A 17984-nucleotide genomic window follows, 5' to 3' on the forward strand; every position below is an offset into this window, starting at 1 on the left:
TTACCTGAACTCGGCTTCTGCTACAAGCGTGAATAATCTGTTTCCAACCATGGGAACGATGAAGGTGTATGTGAACGTAGGCGAGCGTATTTTCGTCGGATCCAGTGCACAGGGTATTGGTAGTGGCACCATCAACCTGCGTGCTCCTAACGGTGTAACGTACACGACAGGTACGAGCACCACGACAGGACGTATCAGTAACCGTACGCAGGAGGTGAATGGTCCGAATGTATTGACGTTGACGACAGGATATACCCCAGGAATTTTTACGGTAGGCGCCGGACAGGCGGGTGTTTGGGAGATTGATTTCGTACCTCCGAATGCAGCGGCAGCGAATAACCCGACAGCAATTGTCTCTACCGGCAACTGGACACAGCCTACCGGTACTTCCATGATCGCCGCATTTGACGTAAGTGTGAGAAATGCTGCGAATACGGCGTTTGTTCCGGGGCGTCTTTATACAAATATTTTCACTGCCAACCTTGGCGCTGCCAATGCTACTTTTAATGCGATTTTAAGAGTACTGACGAATGATGGTTACATTTATACCGTTAACAACAATGGTCAGGCCGGTTTCGGTTTTTCCTTCGTCGCTAATAACAAAGGCTTCCGTACAACTACTGGTGATCCTTCTTATAAAAGCGTAGACGATCTGACCAACCTGCGTCTGAAAGATCCCCGTACTGCTGATACGGAAACGGATATTACGCACAAGATCTTTTTCAATACACCTGCTGTAGATCTGCCCGCAAGCGCACCCAGCGTCTCGGGCACAACGTGGCTCTTAACCACACCTCCGGTCATCTCTGCCTCTATCCTGACATTTACCGGGGTAGAGGGGACCCCGGGGGTAGCGGGAACGAGTCCCGCAGGGGGAAATATTACTTTCACCGCTACATATGCTGCAAACTACGCCGTTGATATTGACATCAACGGCAATGGTGTTTATACGGATGCAGTAGACCGCCGTCTTACAGGAAGTGCGGTAGTGGGAACTAATAGTGCTTACTGGGATGGTAATAACGGGCAGGGCGTAAAAGTATTATCTGGCACAAATACCTATAATAGCCGTGTTGTTCTGTTTGCAGGCGAGGTCCATTTTCCGTTTATAGATGTGGAGAATAACCCGACGGGTATTATTATCACACGTACAAACGGATCAGGTTCACCCAGTGATATCGTCTACTGGGATGATTCCCAGCTGACTGTCAATGGTACTCCCTCAAATCCTATCAGTACTGCCACTACAGGTATATCCAGTACAACCAATGGGCACAAGTTTGGTTCCACTGCTTATAGTGGTACTGACTTCGGTAATGAAAATGGTATCGATACCTGGTCTTATCTGACAAGTACACCGACAGCCACACCGTTGATTATTACACTACGCGAAGCGGACCTCGAGGTGGTCAGTATTACTAAATCTAATGCTACTCCTTGTCAGGGAGCAACGGTGACCTATACGACGGCTGTCAGGAACAATGGGCCAAATAATGTAGTGGGGGCCATATATGAGTTCAATTTTCCCGCGAATCTGACTAATGTAACGGTAACGCCAACACTGACAAGTGGCGTTGCTGTGGTAACTGGTGGTACTACTACTGCAACACAATATACTGCTACATTATCCATGAACAATGCAGCAGTTGTTACCTTTACGATCACTGGTACAATCTCTTCTTTTCCTACAGGTGGTACACTCAGTGTAACATCTGCTATCATGCGTCCTCAGGACGTTACGGACCCGGATGCAACGAATCCTGACGCCGCAGTTCCTACTGATCCACAGTCGGAATGTGATGCCCTGCCCTCTGGTGTAGGATGTAACAACATCAAAACAGATGCGACTACGGTGTCACAGACGCCGACTGCTTCAGTAGCTGGTCCTGCGCAGACATTGTGTGCCGCTACCTCTGCTACACTGGCAGCGAATACGCCTACTGTGGGAACAGGTATATGGTCGCAGGTCAGCGGACCCGGAACAGCTGTGATCACTAATACCAGTTCGCCGACATCTACGGTGACAGGTCTGGTAACCGGTACATATGTTTTCCGTTGGACCATTTCTAATGGTAGTTGTACGCCAAGTACCAGTGACGTGTCTATTACGGTCCAGGCAGCTTTAGCGGGCAATACGATTACTGCGCCTGCTACGACTACTTTCTGTGGATCGGGGGACCCGGCAATTATTACCGGTTCTACCCCAACAGGCGGCAATAGTTCGTATACCTATCAGTGGCAGCAATCCACAGATAATACAACTTATACAAATATCAGCGGCGCCACCGCGCAGTCGTATGACCCGCCTGTACAGAGCACGACCACTTATTTCCGCAGACTGATCACGTCCGGTGCATGTACAACAGCTAGTGCAAGTAATGTGGTGACCGTCACTATTCAGTCAGCTATTACTAATAATACAATTACTGCGCCTGCGACAACCACATTCTGTTCCACCGGTGATGCCGCTATTATTACAGGCGCAACGCCGGCCGGTGGTAGTGGTACGTTTACCTATCAATGGCAGAGCAGTACAGATAATACCACATTTACTAATATAGCGGGAGCTACTGCATTGTCTTATGATCCGCCGGCAACAAGTGCGACTACGTACTATCGTCGTCAGGTAACATCAGGCGCTTGTTCCAGTGCGAGCACAAGTAATGTGGTGACCATCACAATACAGGCTGCGCTCACAGCCGGCGCTATTGCCGCCAGTCAGGAGTTCTGTGTATCCGGTGATCCGGTAGCATTCACACAGACAACAGCGCCTACTGGTGGTAGTGGTACTTATACCTATCAGTGGCAAAGTTCCGTTACAAGTGCAAGTACAGGGTTTACAGATATCAGTGGGGCTACCGCCGTAGTCTATGATGCCGCCGCTATCAATCAGACAACTTATTACAGAAGAATCACCCGTTCCGGTGTTTGTTCGGATGTGATCAGCAATGTATTGACAGTAACGGTAAACGCTGCGTTGACACCAGGTGTGATTGCAGGTAATCAGACCTTCTGTACCAGTGGAGATCCGGCTGCATTTACACAGACAACAGCGCCAGCTGGTGGTAACGGAACATTTAGCTATCAGTGGCAAAGTTCTGTAACCAGTACGACGGCAGGTTTCTCTGATATTGCAGGAGCTACTGCTAATATATATGATGCGCCTTCTTTGTCGCAGACCACTTATTTCCGCAGGATTACCCGTTCAGGTACCTGCGCAGATGTTACTTCCAATGTGCTGACTGTAACAGTGAATCCTTCTCTGTCTAATAATACTATAGCTGCATCCCAGACCATCTGTAGCGGCTCAACACCGGCGGCATTAACGGGCAGTACACCAGCAGGTGGGAATGGTACTTATACTTATCTTTGGGAAGTGAGTGTTAGCGGTGGTGCATTTACTACTGCACCAGGCACAAGCAACCTGCAGAATTATACACCATCGGCACCATTGACACAGACTACCCAGTACAGAAGAACAGTTACTTCTGATGGTTGTGCTACCAGTCTGAGTAATGTGATACAGGTAACTGTGAATGGCAGCACGACTGTTTCAAATGCCGGACCTGATCAGGGACCGTTAAACGCGACAACAGTAACGCTGGCAGCCAATGCGCCTGCTACCGGTACTGGTACCTGGACACAGGTATCTGGTCCTAATACGGCGAATATTGTCAATCCTTCGGCAAATAATACAAGTGTTACCGGACTGGTTGCTGGTACTTATACTTTCCGCTGGACAATCACCAACCCTCCATGTACCCCAAGTACAGATGATGTACTGATCATCATCAATACAGCTCCGGTTGCTGGTAATGATGTCGTCACCACGCCGGAAGATGTTGCGGTAAACATCAATGTACTCAGCAATGATAGTGATGTGGATGGTACATTGAACACCGGTAGCGTAGCCATTGTTAATCAACCTACACATGGTACTGTAAGCGTAGCGGCGAATGGCGTAGTGACCTATACGCCAAATGCTAATTATAATGGTACTGATGTATTTACTTATACCGTAAGAGATAACCTGGGTACTATTTCCAATACAGCTACTGTTTCTATTAATATTACGCCGGTGAATGATCCTCCGGTAGCGGTGGACGATGATATCAACCTGACGGAAGATATAACCGTTACTATTCCTGCGCCTGGTGTGCTGGGTAATGACTATGATCCGGATGGCGATCAGCTGACAGCAGTGATCGTAACACCGGTGACAGTTGGTACCCTTGTTTTAAATGGTAACGGTTCGCTGACGTATACACCACCGGCTAATTTTAACGGCATTGCTACTTTCACATATCGTGTGTGTGATGGTTCCGGCGCCTGTGATACTGCTACGGTACGACTGGAAGTAGGTAATGAAAACGATGCGCCGGTAGCAGTCAACGATAGCTATACTGTAGATGAAGATACTCCACTGGACGTAGCTGCTGCAGGTGTCTTATCCAATGATACAGACGCTGATAATGATGCCTTGAGCGCGACCCTGGTGACTCCTCCTGCGAGTGGTACCCTGACACTGAACTCAAATGGTTCTTTCCGTTATGTACCGGCACCTAACTTTAATGGTGTTGTTTCATTCGTATATTCCGCCTGTGATGCAAGCGGTGCATGTAGCAATGCTACTGTAACAATTGCAGTAAATAGTGTAAACGATGCACCTGTCGCCAATGATGATGCATACGTTACTGATGAAGACAAGGTGCTGGATGTGGTAGTGCCTGGTGTATTAAGTAATGATGTTGATGTTGATGGTAATACATTGACAGTAAGTCTGGTGACTACTCCTGCAAGCGGCACTGTAACACTCAATCCGAATGGACGTCTTATTTATACACCGGCACAGGACTTCAACGGTGTGGTGAGCTTTATTTACCGCGCCTGTGATAATGGTACACCTCAGTTATGCGATACCGCGTTGGTAACAATTACAGTAAGACCGGTGAATGATACGCCGGTTGTCGCCAATGACACCTATACCCTGAATGAAGATACACCGCTTAATATAGCAGCGCCTGGTCTGCTGGCGAATGATACGGATGTAGACGGCAATACGCTGACTGCATCTATTGTGACAAATCCGGCTCATGGTACTGTGACCGTGAATGCAGATGGTAGCTTTATGTATATGCCGGCGGCAGACTACAATGGTACAGATGTATTTACTTATAAAGCCTGCGATGGAAGTGGCGCTTGTGCTACCGGTACGGTAACATTGACTATTACAGCCGTAAATGACGCACCAGGTGCAGGAGATGTGAGCTTCTCTGCAAGAGAAGATATTCCGTTGACTATTAATTCTCCGGGATTATTGGGTGCGAGCACTGACAAGGAGGGAGGTACCCTGACAGCAGCTATTGTTACACAACCCGCGAATGGTACTATTACTGTAAATCCGAATGGTAGTTTCACCTATATACCAAATCCGAATTTCAATGGAACAGACGTCTTTACATTCAGTGTATGTGATAATGGTACACCACAGCTGTGTGATACGGCCACCGCAACCATTTCTGTAGCTGCAGAGAATGATGCGCCTGTTGCGGGTGATGATACTTATAATGCGACAGAAGATACGCCATTGACAGTGGCAGCGCCGGGTGTATTGTCCAACGACACAGATCCGGATGGCGATCCGCTGACAGTAGCTGTACTGGCCGGACCTGCAAATGGTACCCTGACATTGAATCCGAATGGTAACTTCACCTATACGCCAAGAAGCAATTATAATGGTACTGATACTTATACCTATCGGGTATGTGATGGCAATGGCGGATGCGATACAGGAGCCGTCACCATTAACATCGCGGCCGTAAACGATGCACCGGTTATCGGACAGATCGGTTACACGGTGACAGAAGATGTACCATTGACTGTAAATGCACCGGGTGTATTGTTTAACGATACAGATCCGGATGGCGATCCATTAACAGCCGTCTTACAGACGCCGCCTGCTCATGGTACGCTGACACTGAATCCGAATGGTAGCTTTACTTATGCACCGGCAGCTAACTTTAATGGTATAGACAGCTTCCTGTACAGGGCATGTGATCCTTCCAATGCTTGTGCTACCGGCGTAGTAATACTGACAGTACAGCCGGTAAATGACAGACCGGTAGCGGTTGACGACAATTATACCACCAGTGAGGAAACTACACTGACCATTGCTGCGCCAGGCGTATTGGCGAACGATACAGATGTTGATGGCGATGTATTGACATCAAGTATACTGGGTAATCCGGTTCATGGTTCCGTAACGCTGAACAGCAACGGCGCCTTCGTATATATACCGAATCCAGACTTCAACGGCGTAGACAGCTTTACCTACAGAGCCTGTGATGGTAGTGGCGTTTGTGATACGGGAATGGTGTCTATTACAGTGACGCCGGTGAATGATACACCACTTGTAGTGAACGATGTATATACTATCAGTGAGGATAATGTACTGACGGTGGCGCCAACAGGCGTACTATTTAATGATCGTGATAAAGAGGGAGATGCGTTGGCGGCAAGTCTGCTCGCGCCACCATCCAGCGGTACAGTTGTACTAAATGCCAATGGAGGATTTGTTTACACACCTGCGCCAAACTTCAATGGCACCGTTACATTTACTTATCTGGCCTGTGATAACGGCACCCCAAGTCTTTGTGATACGGGTACAGTAACGATCAATGTGACACCGGTCAATGATGCACCCGATGGTGTTGACGATGCGTATACTTTACAGGAAGATGTACCATTGACGATAGCAGCGCCAGGTCTGCTGGCGAATGATACAGATCCGGATGGCGATCTATTGCAGGTAACCGGTATTTTCAGACAACCTGTCCATGGTACCGTGGTTGTAAACGCCAATGGTAGTTTTACATACACTCCTGCAAAAGATTACAACGGTACCGATCAGTTTGTATATAATGTCTGCGACAACAATATACCGTCCGCTTGCGATACGGCTGTGGTGACACTCACGATCAATGGAGATAACGATGCACCGGTTGCGACAGATGACAACTATACAACCCCTGAAGATGTTCCGCTGAATATTGCGGCTCCGGGTATCCTGTTTAATGATACCGATGCAGATGGCGATCCGTTGACAATAACGGGAGTCGTGCTTAATCCGGCGAATGGTACCGTTACGGTAAATGCGAATGGTGGTTTTGTATATACACCTAATCCAGACTATCGCGGTCTGGATACCTTTGTGTACAGGGTTTGCGATAACGCCGGCGGTTGTGATACCGGTGTTGTGCGCATTGTGGTGTCTCCTGTGAATGACGCGCCAGTTACCTCATTAGAGACATATACCACACCAGAGGACGTGCCGCTGAATGTGAATGCCTTCAACGGTGTATTGTCCAATGATACGGATGTGGATGGTGATAGTCTGCGGGTGACACTGCTGAACACCACAACACACGGTATGCTGACATTGTCACAGGATGGCAGCTTCAGCTACGTACCGGCAAGAGATTATAACGGTAATGATTTCTTTACATATAATGTATGTGATCCTTCCGGCGCCTGTGCCTCAGATACCGCTTATATCATTATTACACCGGTAAATGACACCGTGATTGCACGCGATGATATCTTAAATGGTGATGAGGATGTTGTGATTAACGGAGATGTATCATTGAACGACGATGATGCGGACGGAGATCCATTGACTTTTACACTGCTTGTGCAGCCTGCAAGAGGTACGATTGTATTTAACAGCAATGGTACATTTACTTATACGCCGACACTGGATTCAACAGGACTTGATTCTGCCATTTACCGCGTATGTGATCCGTTTGGTGCGTGTGATACTGCACGTATCTATTTCAATGTAGGCGATGAAAATGATCCGCCGGTGGCGAATGGGAATGCTTATACGATGAATGAGGATGAGATATTGAATGTTGCTGCTCCGGGTATTCTGGCCAATGATACAGACCCAGACCTGGGTACACAGCTGAATGCTTCTGTAGTGAATGGCCCGGTTAATGGTAGATTGACGATCTGGTCGGATGGTAGTTTCTCTTATAAACCGAATCCAAATTATAATGGTACGGATCAGTTCTCCTATAGCGCCTGTGATGCCAATGGGGCCTGTGATACGGCGATTGTAAATATTACAATCAATCCGGTGAACGACGCACCTAATGCAGTCAGCGATACGGTTACGACGGATGAAGATACACCTGTGAATGGCAATGTATTGACAAACGATACTGATCCGGAAGGTAATGAACTGACAGCCTCCCTGGTATCCGGACCGTCCAGTGGTACGCTTGTACTGAATGCGAATGGTACGTTTACTTACACACCAGGTACTAATTTCAATGGTACAGACATCTTCCAGTACCAGGTATGTGATGCTGGTCCGTTGTGCGATACGGCCTTCGTAACAATCATTGTCAATCCGGTGAATGATCCGCCGGTTACGGAAAACGATGCTTATACAGTAGCAGAAGATAATACACTTACTGTACCGGCCGCTTCAGGTGTATTGAGCAATGATAGTGATGCAGATGGGGAAGTATTGGTATCTACCTTGGTCACTACAACGAACGGTACGCTGACATTGAATCCGGATGGATCATTTGTATATCGTCCGAACCGTGACTTCAATGGCACAGATGGATTTACCTATCAGGCATGTGATCTGAGTGGCGCATGTGCGCAGGGTTCGGTGACGATCACTGTTACACCAGTGAACGATGCGCCTATAGCGGTAAATGATTATTTCACAAGGTCAGAGGATACTGTGCTCACATTCCCACCATCTGTTATCCTGGCAAATGATATAGATGTAGATGGCGATGTACTGACGGGCCGACCTATTGGCAATCTCCAACATGGTTCTTATGTAAGTAACCCTGATGGTACGTATACTTATACACCGGCGCCAAACTTTAACGGTTTGGATAGTATTCAGTATGAAGTGTGTGACGGCGCGGGATTATGTGACACCGGTGTGATTATCCTTAACATTACGCCAGTAAATGACCCACCAGTAGCCAATCCGGATGCATATGAAACACAGGAAGATGTGGTGTTGCAAATACCGGCTACTGCGGGTGTTCTGAGAAATGACACGGATCCGGATGGAGATGCGCTTGTATCTACTATTGTAGATCCGGCAAATGGTTCGCTGACGCTGAATTCTGATGGTTCATTTAGTTACAGGCCGAATCTGAACTTCAACGGACTTGACTCATTTAGTTATCGGGCCTGTGATCTGGGAGGATTGTGTGATACGGCGAATGTGCGGATTACGGTGGTACCTGTAAATGACAGGCCAATAGCTGTAAATGATTATTTTGTAAGATCTGAGGATACGACTATAACGTTCCCGCCATCTGTGATCCTGGCGAACGATATTGATGTGGACGGCGATCCGCTGACGGGAAGACCTATAGGCAATCTCCAGAATGGTACTTATGTCGGCAATCCAGATGGAACATATACTTATACACCGGCGCCGAACTTCAACGGACTGGATAGTATTCAGTATGAAGTTTGCGATGGTGCTGGCCTGTGCGATACAGGAGTGATCGTACTTGAAATCACCCCTGTTAATGACAGACCAGTGGCGCAGGATGATCAGTTCTCTGTGAATGAAGATGGCAGTCTGACAGTGAATCCCCCAGGCGTATTAAGCAACGATGTAGATGTTGACGGAGATCCGCTGGCTGTAAGTGTGCTCACTATTCCGGCACATGGAACGGTGACACTCAACAGGGATGGTAGTCTTACGTATACGCCTGCGGCGAATTATAATGGGTCGGATAGTTTGTTATACAGCGTCTGTGATCCTTCTGGTGCCTGTGATACGGGTATTGTGCGCTTCTCGGTGGTGGCAGTTGCTGATCCACCTTTGCCGGGCAATGACGCTTATACAACAAATGAGGATACCCAGCTGACTGTGGTAGCACCCGGTGTATTGGCGAATGATACTGATCCGGATGGCTTCCCGTTAGTGACTACACTGGAAACTCAGGCAGTCAATGGTACAGTGGTAATGAATAGTGATGGGAGCTTTACATATACGCCGAACGCAGATTTCAATGGTATAGACAGATTTACGTACCAGGTTTGCGATACATCAGGCGGTACGACACAGTGTGCAAGTGGTACGGTGACTATTAGCGTATTGCCGGTAAATGACGCACCTGTTGGTCAGCCGGATATTTATGTATTTGACGAGGATAGTACTATTGCGATAGGTACACCAGGCGTACTGGCGAATGACCTCAACGTAGACGGCGACGTGCTGACGGCTACAATTGTTACTACGGTGGCCCATGGTCAGTTACGGCTGAACCAGAACGGTGGATTTACTTATATTCCTAATAAGGATTACAATGGCAGGGATAGTGCGGTGTATAATGTCTGCGATCCTTTGGGCGCTTGTGATACGGCTAAGATCCTCTTTATTATTAATCCTGTGAATGACCGTCCTGTAGCAGTTGATGATCAGTTTACGAGAAGTGAGGATACGGTTATAACCTTTACGCCGCAGGTAGTCCTCGTGAACGATTATGATCCGGATAGAGATGCATTACAGGGCCGGCCGATTGGTAGTCCTATACATGGTTCTTATACTGCTAATCCTGATGGTACTTATACATACAGACCTGATCTTAACTTCAATGGTCTGGATAGTGTACAGTATGAAGTATGCGATCCATATGGCGCTTGTGATACAGGTTATATCAGACTGACTATTACACCTGTTAATGATGTACCAGTTGCACAGCCTGATTTCTATCAGACAGATGAGGACATTGTACTGAGTGTACCGGCGCCAGGCGTGAAAGGGAATGACAGTGATGTGGATGGAGACGAGTTATCCATCGCTATCCAGACGCCGGCATCCCATGGCCGCGTGACGCTGAATGGTGATAACTCATTCCTATATGTGCCTGATCCGAACTTTAATGGTATAGATTCATTTATATACAGGGCCTGTGATCCGGGAGGACTGTGTGATACTGCCCTTGTAACCATTACTGTCAATAGTGTGAATGATGCACCAGTTGCATTGGACAATATATATGCGTTGCCAGAGGATAGTCTGATGACCGGTAATGTATTGGATAATGATACAGATCAGGATGGCGATCCGCTGACGGCTTCACTGATCTCTACTACGACAAATGGTACTTTATTATTTAATGCGAATGGTACGTTTACTTATACGCCAGATCCGGGATATAATGGTCCGGATCAGGCTGTTTACAGGGTCTGCGATCCGGCAGACGCCTGTGATACGGCATTATTATCATTTATAGTAACACCTGTGAATGATGCGCCGTTGGCGGTAGATGATAGTGTCAGTGTTGCGGAGGATACACCTGCGACCGGTAATGTGTTGACGAATGACAGCGATCCGGAGGGGGACGCTCTGACAGCGTCGCTGATAACAGCGCCGGTGAATGGAATTGTAGTGTTGAATGCAGATGGCAGCTTTACTTATGCGCCAAATCCGAATTACAATGGTGCGGATATTCTGGTATACCGTGTTTGTGATAATGGTGTACCAGGTCTTTGTGATTCAGCGGTTGTGAGGTTTACTATTACGGCGGTGAATGATGCACCTGTAGCAGTAGATGATAGTGTGAATGTTACAGAAGATGTACCAGCGACAGGTAATGTACTGTCTAATGATACGGATATAGAGGGTAATACTTTGACGGCTTCATTGGTAACTGCCCCGGTAAACGGCACGGTTGTGCTGAATGCGGATGGTAACTTCACATATACACCGAATGCGAATTATAATGGTCTGGATAGCCTTGTTTATCAAGTATGTGACAATGGGGTGCCAAGTCTGTGTGATTCAGCAGTTGTGAGGTTTACTATTACGGCGGTGAATGATGCACCGGTGGCTGTGGTGGATACTGTTAATGTTATAGAAGATACGCCGGTGACAGGTAATGTATTGACGAATGATATAGATGTAGAAGGTAATAGCCTGACAGCTTCATTGGTGACAGCGCCGGTGAATGGAACGATCGTACTGAATGCGGATGGTAGCTTCACGTATACACCGAATGCGAATTACAATGGTTTGGATAGCCTGGTTTACCAGGTATGTGATAATGGTGTGCCAAGCCTTTGTGATGGTTCTGTGGTAAGATTTACAGTAAATGCGGTGAATGACGCACCGGTAGCTATTCCGGATACTGTTGTGGTTACGGAAGATGTTCCGGTTACGGGAAATGTGTTGACGAATGATATAGATGTAGAAGGTAATAGCCTGACAGCTTCATTGGTGACAGCGCCGGTGAATGGAACGATCGTACTGAATGCGGATGGTAGCTTCACTTATACTCCAAATGCAAATTATAATGGTCTTGACAGCCTTGTTTATCAAGTATGTGACAATGGTGTGCCAAGCCTTTGCGACAGCGCTGTAGTAAGATTTGTTGTGAATGCGGTGAATGACGCACCAGTAGCAGTTGATGATAATGTGACCGTAACCGAAGATGTACCAGCGACAGGCAATGTATTGACCAATGATACAGATGTAGAGGGTAATACGCTGACGGCTTCGCTGGTAACAGCGCCAGTGAACGGAACGATCGTGCTGAACGCAGATGGTAGCTTCACCTATACGCCGAATGCGAACTATAATGGTTTAGATAGCCTGGTTTACCAGGTATGTGACAATGGTGTACCTAGTCTTTGTGATAGTGCTGTGGTAAGATTTACAGTAAATGCGGTGAATGACGCACCGGTAGCAGTTGATGATAATGTGACCGTAACCGAGGATGTACCAGCGACAGGCAATGTATTGACGAATGATACAGATGTAGAGGGTAATACGTTGACGGCTTCGCTGGTAACAGCGCCAGTGAACGGAACGATCGTGCTGAATGCCGATGGTAGCTTCACGTATACACCGAATGCGAACTACAATGGTCTGGATAGCTTGGTTTACCAGGTATGTGACAATGGTGTACCTAGTCTGTGTGATAGTGCTATAGTAAGATTTACAGTGAATGCGGTGAATGATGCACCGGTAGCTGTGGATGATAATATAACAGTGACAGAGGATGTACCAGCGACAGGCAATGTAATGACTAATGATACGGATGTAGAGGGTAATACTTTGACAGCTTCACTGGTTACCGCACCTGTAAATGGTACGATCGTACTTAACGCCGATGGTAGCTTCACGTATACACCGAATGCGAACTACAATGGTTTGGATAGCTTGGTTTACCAGGTATGTGACAATGGTGTACCAAGTCTTTGCGATAGTGCTGTGGTAAGATTTACAGTAAATGCGGTGAATGATGCACCGGTAGCTGTGGATGATAATATAACAGTGACAGAAGATTTACCAGCAACAGGTAATGTACTGACGAATGATACGGATGTAGAGGGTAATACGCTGACGGCTTCACTGGTTACCGCACCTGTAAATGGTACGATCGTGCTGAATGCAGATGGTAGCTTCACGTATGCACCAAATGCAAACTATAATGGTCTTGATAGCCTTGTTTACCAGGTATGTGACAATGGGGTGCCAAGCCTTTGTGATAGTGCTGTAGTGAGATTCACAGTAAATGCGGTGAATGACGCACCGGTAGCTGTGGACGATAATGTGACCGTAACCGAGGACGTACCAGCAACAGGCAATGTGTTGACGAATGATACGGATGTAGAGGGTAATACGCTAACGGCTTCGCTGGTAACAGCGCCAGTGAACGGAACGATCGTGCTGAACGCCGACGGTAGCTTCACGTATACACCAAATGCAAACTATAATGGTTTGGATAGCCTGGTTTATCAGGTATGTGACAATGGTGTACCTAGTCTTTGTGATAGTGCTGTTGTAAGATTTACAGTAAATGCGGTGAATGACGCACCGGTAGCTGTGGATGATAATGTGACCGTAACCGAAGATGTACCAGCGACAGGCAATGTATTGACCAATGATACAGATGTAGAGGGTAATACGTTGACGGCTTCACTGGTAACAGCGCCAGTGAACGGAACGATCGTGCTGAACGCCGACGGTAGCTTCACGTATACACCAAATGCAAACTATAATGGTTTGGATAGCCTGGTTTATCAGGTATGTGACAATGGTGTACCTAGTCTTTGTGATAGTGCTGTGGTAAGATTTACAGTAAATGCGGTGAATGATGCACCGGTAGCTGTGGATGATAATGTAACAGTGACAGAGGATGTACCAGCGACAGGCAATGTATTGACGAATGATACGGATGTAGAGGGTAATACCCTGACGGCTTCATTGGTGACAGCGCCGGTGAATGGAACGATCGTACTGAATGCGGATGGTAGCTTCACGTATACTCCAAATGCAAATTATAATGGTTTGGATAGCTTGGTTTACCAGGTATGTGACAATGGTGTACCTATTCTGTGTGATAGTGCTATAGTAAGATTTACAGTGAATGCGGTGAATGATGCACCGGTAGCTGTGGATGATAATATAACAGTGACAGAGGATGTACCAGCGACAGGCAATGTAATGACTAATGATACGGATGTAGAGGGTAATACTTTGACAGCTTCACTGGTTACCGCACCTGTAAATGGTACGATCGTACTTAACGCCGATGGTAGCTTCACGTATACACCGAATGCGAACTACAATGGTTTGGATAGCTTGGTTTACCAGGTATGTGACAATGGTGTACCTAGTCTTTGTGATAGTGCTGTAGTAAGATTTACAGTAAATGCGGTGAATGACGCACCGGTAGCCGTGGATGATAATGTGACAGTAACCGAGGATGTACCAGCGACAGGGCAATGTATTGACGAATGATACAGATGTAGAGGGTAATACGTTGACGGCTTCGCTGGTAACAGCACCAGTGAACGGAACGATCGTACTGAACGCAGATGGTAGCTTCACGTATACACCGAATGCAAACTATAATGGTTTGGATAGCTTGGTTTACCAGGTATGTGACAATGGTGTACCTAGTCTTTGTGATAGTGCTGTGGTAAGATTTACAGTAAATGCGGTGAATGACGCACCGGTAGCAGTTGATGATAATGTGACCGTAACCGAGGATGTACCAGCGACAGGCAATGTATTGACGAATGATACAGATGTAGAGGGTAATACGCTGACGGCTTCGCTGGTAACAGCACCAGTGAACGGAACGATCGTGCTGAATGCAGATGGTAGCTTCACCTATACGCCGAATGCGAACTATAATGGTTTAGATAGCCTGGTTTACCAGGTATGTGACAATGGTGTACCTAGTCTTTGTGATAGTGCTGTGGTAAGATTTACAGTAAATGCGGTGAATGACGCACCGGTAGCAGTTGATGATAATGTGACCGTAACCGAGGATGTACCAGCGACAGGCAATGTATTGACGAATGATACAGATGTAGAGGGTAATACGCTGACGGCTTCGCTGGTAACAGCACCAGTGAACGGAACGATCGTGCTGAATGCAGATGGTAGCTTCACCTATACGCCGAATGCGAACTATAATGGTTTAGATAGCCTGGTTTACCAGGTATGTGACAATGGCTTCCCAAGCCTTTGTGATAGTGCCGTAGTGAGATTTACGGTAAATGCGGTGAATGACGCACCGGTAGCTGTGGATGATAATGTAACAGTGGCAGAGGATGTACCAGCGACAGGCAATGTATTAACTAATGATACGGATGTAGAAGGTAATACCTTGACGGCTTCACTGGTAACCGCACCTGTAAATGGTACGATCGTACTTAACGCCGATGGTAGCTTCACGTATACACCAAATGCGAACTACAATGGTTTGGATAGCTTGGTTTACCAGGTATGTGACAATGGCGTACCAAGCCTGTGTGATAGTACTGTGGTAAGATTTACAGTAAATGCGGTGAATGATGCACCGGTAGCTGTGGATGATAATGTAACAGTGACAGAGGATGTACCAGCGACAGGCAATGTATTGACTAATGATACGGATGTAGAAGGTAATACCTTGACGGCTTCATTGGTTACCGCACCTGTAAATGGTACGATCGTACTTAACGCCGATGGTAGCTTCACGTATACACCAAATGCGAACTACAATGGTTTGGATAGCCTGGTTTACCAGGTATGTGACAATGGTGTACCTAGTCTTTGTGATAGTGCTGTTGTAAGATTTACAGTAAATGCGGTGAATGACGCACCGGTAGCTGTGGATGATAATGTGACCGTAACCGAAGATGTACCAGCGACAGGCAATGTATTGACCAATGATACAGATGTAGAGGATAATACGTTGACGGCTTCGCTGGTAACAGCGCCAGTGAACGGAACGATCGTGCTGAACGCCGACGGTAGCTTCACGTATGCACCAAATGCAAACTATAATGGTTTGGATAGCCTGGTTTATCAGGTATGTGATAACGGTACACCAAGTCTGTGCGATACCGCAATCCTGAGAATCACGGTAACGGCGGCTAACGACGCACCGGTGGCAGTGGATGATAATGTAACAGTAACCGAAGATGTGCCGGCGACCGGCAATGTATTGACTAATGACACCGATCCAGAGGGAGATGCTTTGAGTGCAAGTCTGATAACTGCCCCTGTGAACGGTACGGTAGTACTGAACGCAGATGGTAGCTTCACCTATACACCAAATGCGAACTACAATGGTCTGGATAGTCTTGTATATCAGGTATGTGATAACGGTACGCCCAGCCTTTGCGATACCGCAGTAGTAAGATTTACTGTTAATCCGGTTAACGATGCGCCAATAGCCGCAGATGACCAGCTGACCGTCATAGAAGACCAGACAGGTAGCGGTAATGTGTTAACCAATGACACCGATCCAGAAGGAGATGCCTTGACGGCAAGTTTGGTGACTGCTCCAGTAAACGGTACGGTAGTACTGAACGCAGAAGGCAGCTTCACCTACACACCAAATGCGAACTACAATGGTTTGGATAGTCTTGTATATCAGGTATGTGACAACGGTACGCCAAGTCTGTGTGATACCGCAATCCTGAGAATCACGGTAACGGCGGCTAACGATGCGCCGGTGGCAGTGGATGATAATGTAACAGTGACCGAAGATGTTCCAGCAACCGGCAATGTATTGACTAATGACACTGATCCAGAAGGTAACAGCCTTAGTGCAAGTTTGGTAACTGCCCCAGTAAACGGTACAGTAGTACTGAATGCCGATGGCAGCTTCACCTACACACCAAATGCGAACTACAATGGTCTTGATAGTCTTGTATATCAGGTATGTGACAATGGTACGCCAAGTCTGTGCGATACCGCAATCCTGAGAATCACAGTAACTGCGGCTAACGACGCACCGGTGGCAGTAGATGATAATGTGACAGTAACCGAAGATGTCCCAGCGACCGGCAATGTATTGACCAATGACACTGATCCAGAAGGTAACAGCCTTAGTGCAAGTTTGGTAACTGCCCCAGTAAACGGTACAGTAGCACTGAATGCAGATGGCAGCTTCACCTACACACCAAATGCGAACTACAATGGTTTGGATAGTCTTGTGTATCAGGTATGTGATAACGGTACACCAAGTCTGTGCGATACCGCAATCCTTAGAATCACAGTAACTGCCGCTAATGACGTACCAATAGCCGTAGATGATCAGCTGACAGTTATAGAAGACCAGATCGGTACAGGTAATGTATTGACCAATGACACAGATCCAGAAGGTAACAGCCTGACCGCAAGTCTGGTAACTGCCCCAGTAAACGGTACAGTAGTACTGAACGCAGATGGCAGCTTCACCTATACACCAAATGCGAACTACAATGGTCTTGATAGTCTTGTTTATCAGGTATGTGATAACGGTACGCCAAGCCTTTGCGATACAGCCGTGGTAAGATTTACTATTAATCCGGTTAACGATGCACCAATAGCTGTAGATGACCAACTGACAGTTGTAGAAGACCAGACAGGTAGCGGCAATGTGTTAACTAATGATAGCGACCCAGAAGGTAACAGTCTGAGCGCAAGTTTGGTAACTGCTCCG

Annotated in this window: 1 protein-coding gene and 1 pseudogene (1 of these 2 cut by a window edge); one reads left to right on the plus strand and one right to left on the minus strand. The window is 47.0% G+C overall.

The genetic code is table 11. The features are described from left to right. Positions 1-393 (minus strand): hypothetical protein, encoded by a 393-nt coding sequence (locus tag CPIN_RS39640; RefSeq protein ID WP_369126331.1) that lies wholly within the window; start codon positions 391-393, stop codon positions 1-3. Here CPIN_RS39640 and CPIN_RS39645 point away from each other — a divergent pair. After that, positions 392-17984: pseudogene (locus tag CPIN_RS39645) on the plus strand (Ig-like domain-containing protein); its annotated part runs 14016 nt beyond the window's last position; the annotation flags it as partial. The gene CPIN_RS39640 and the pseudogene CPIN_RS39645 sit on opposite strands and share 2 nt — an antisense overlap.

The organism is Chitinophaga pinensis DSM 2588 (genome assembly GCF_000024005.1).
In the GTDB taxonomy this organism is placed as follows: domain Bacteria; phylum Bacteroidota; class Bacteroidia; order Chitinophagales; family Chitinophagaceae; genus Chitinophaga; species Chitinophaga pinensis.

Coding starts and splice junctions, on each gene's coding strand:
- CPIN_RS39640 (WP_369126331.1), bottom strand. CDS start 393: ATGGAAGTACCGGTAGGCTGTGTCCAGTTGCCGGTAGAGACAATTGCT.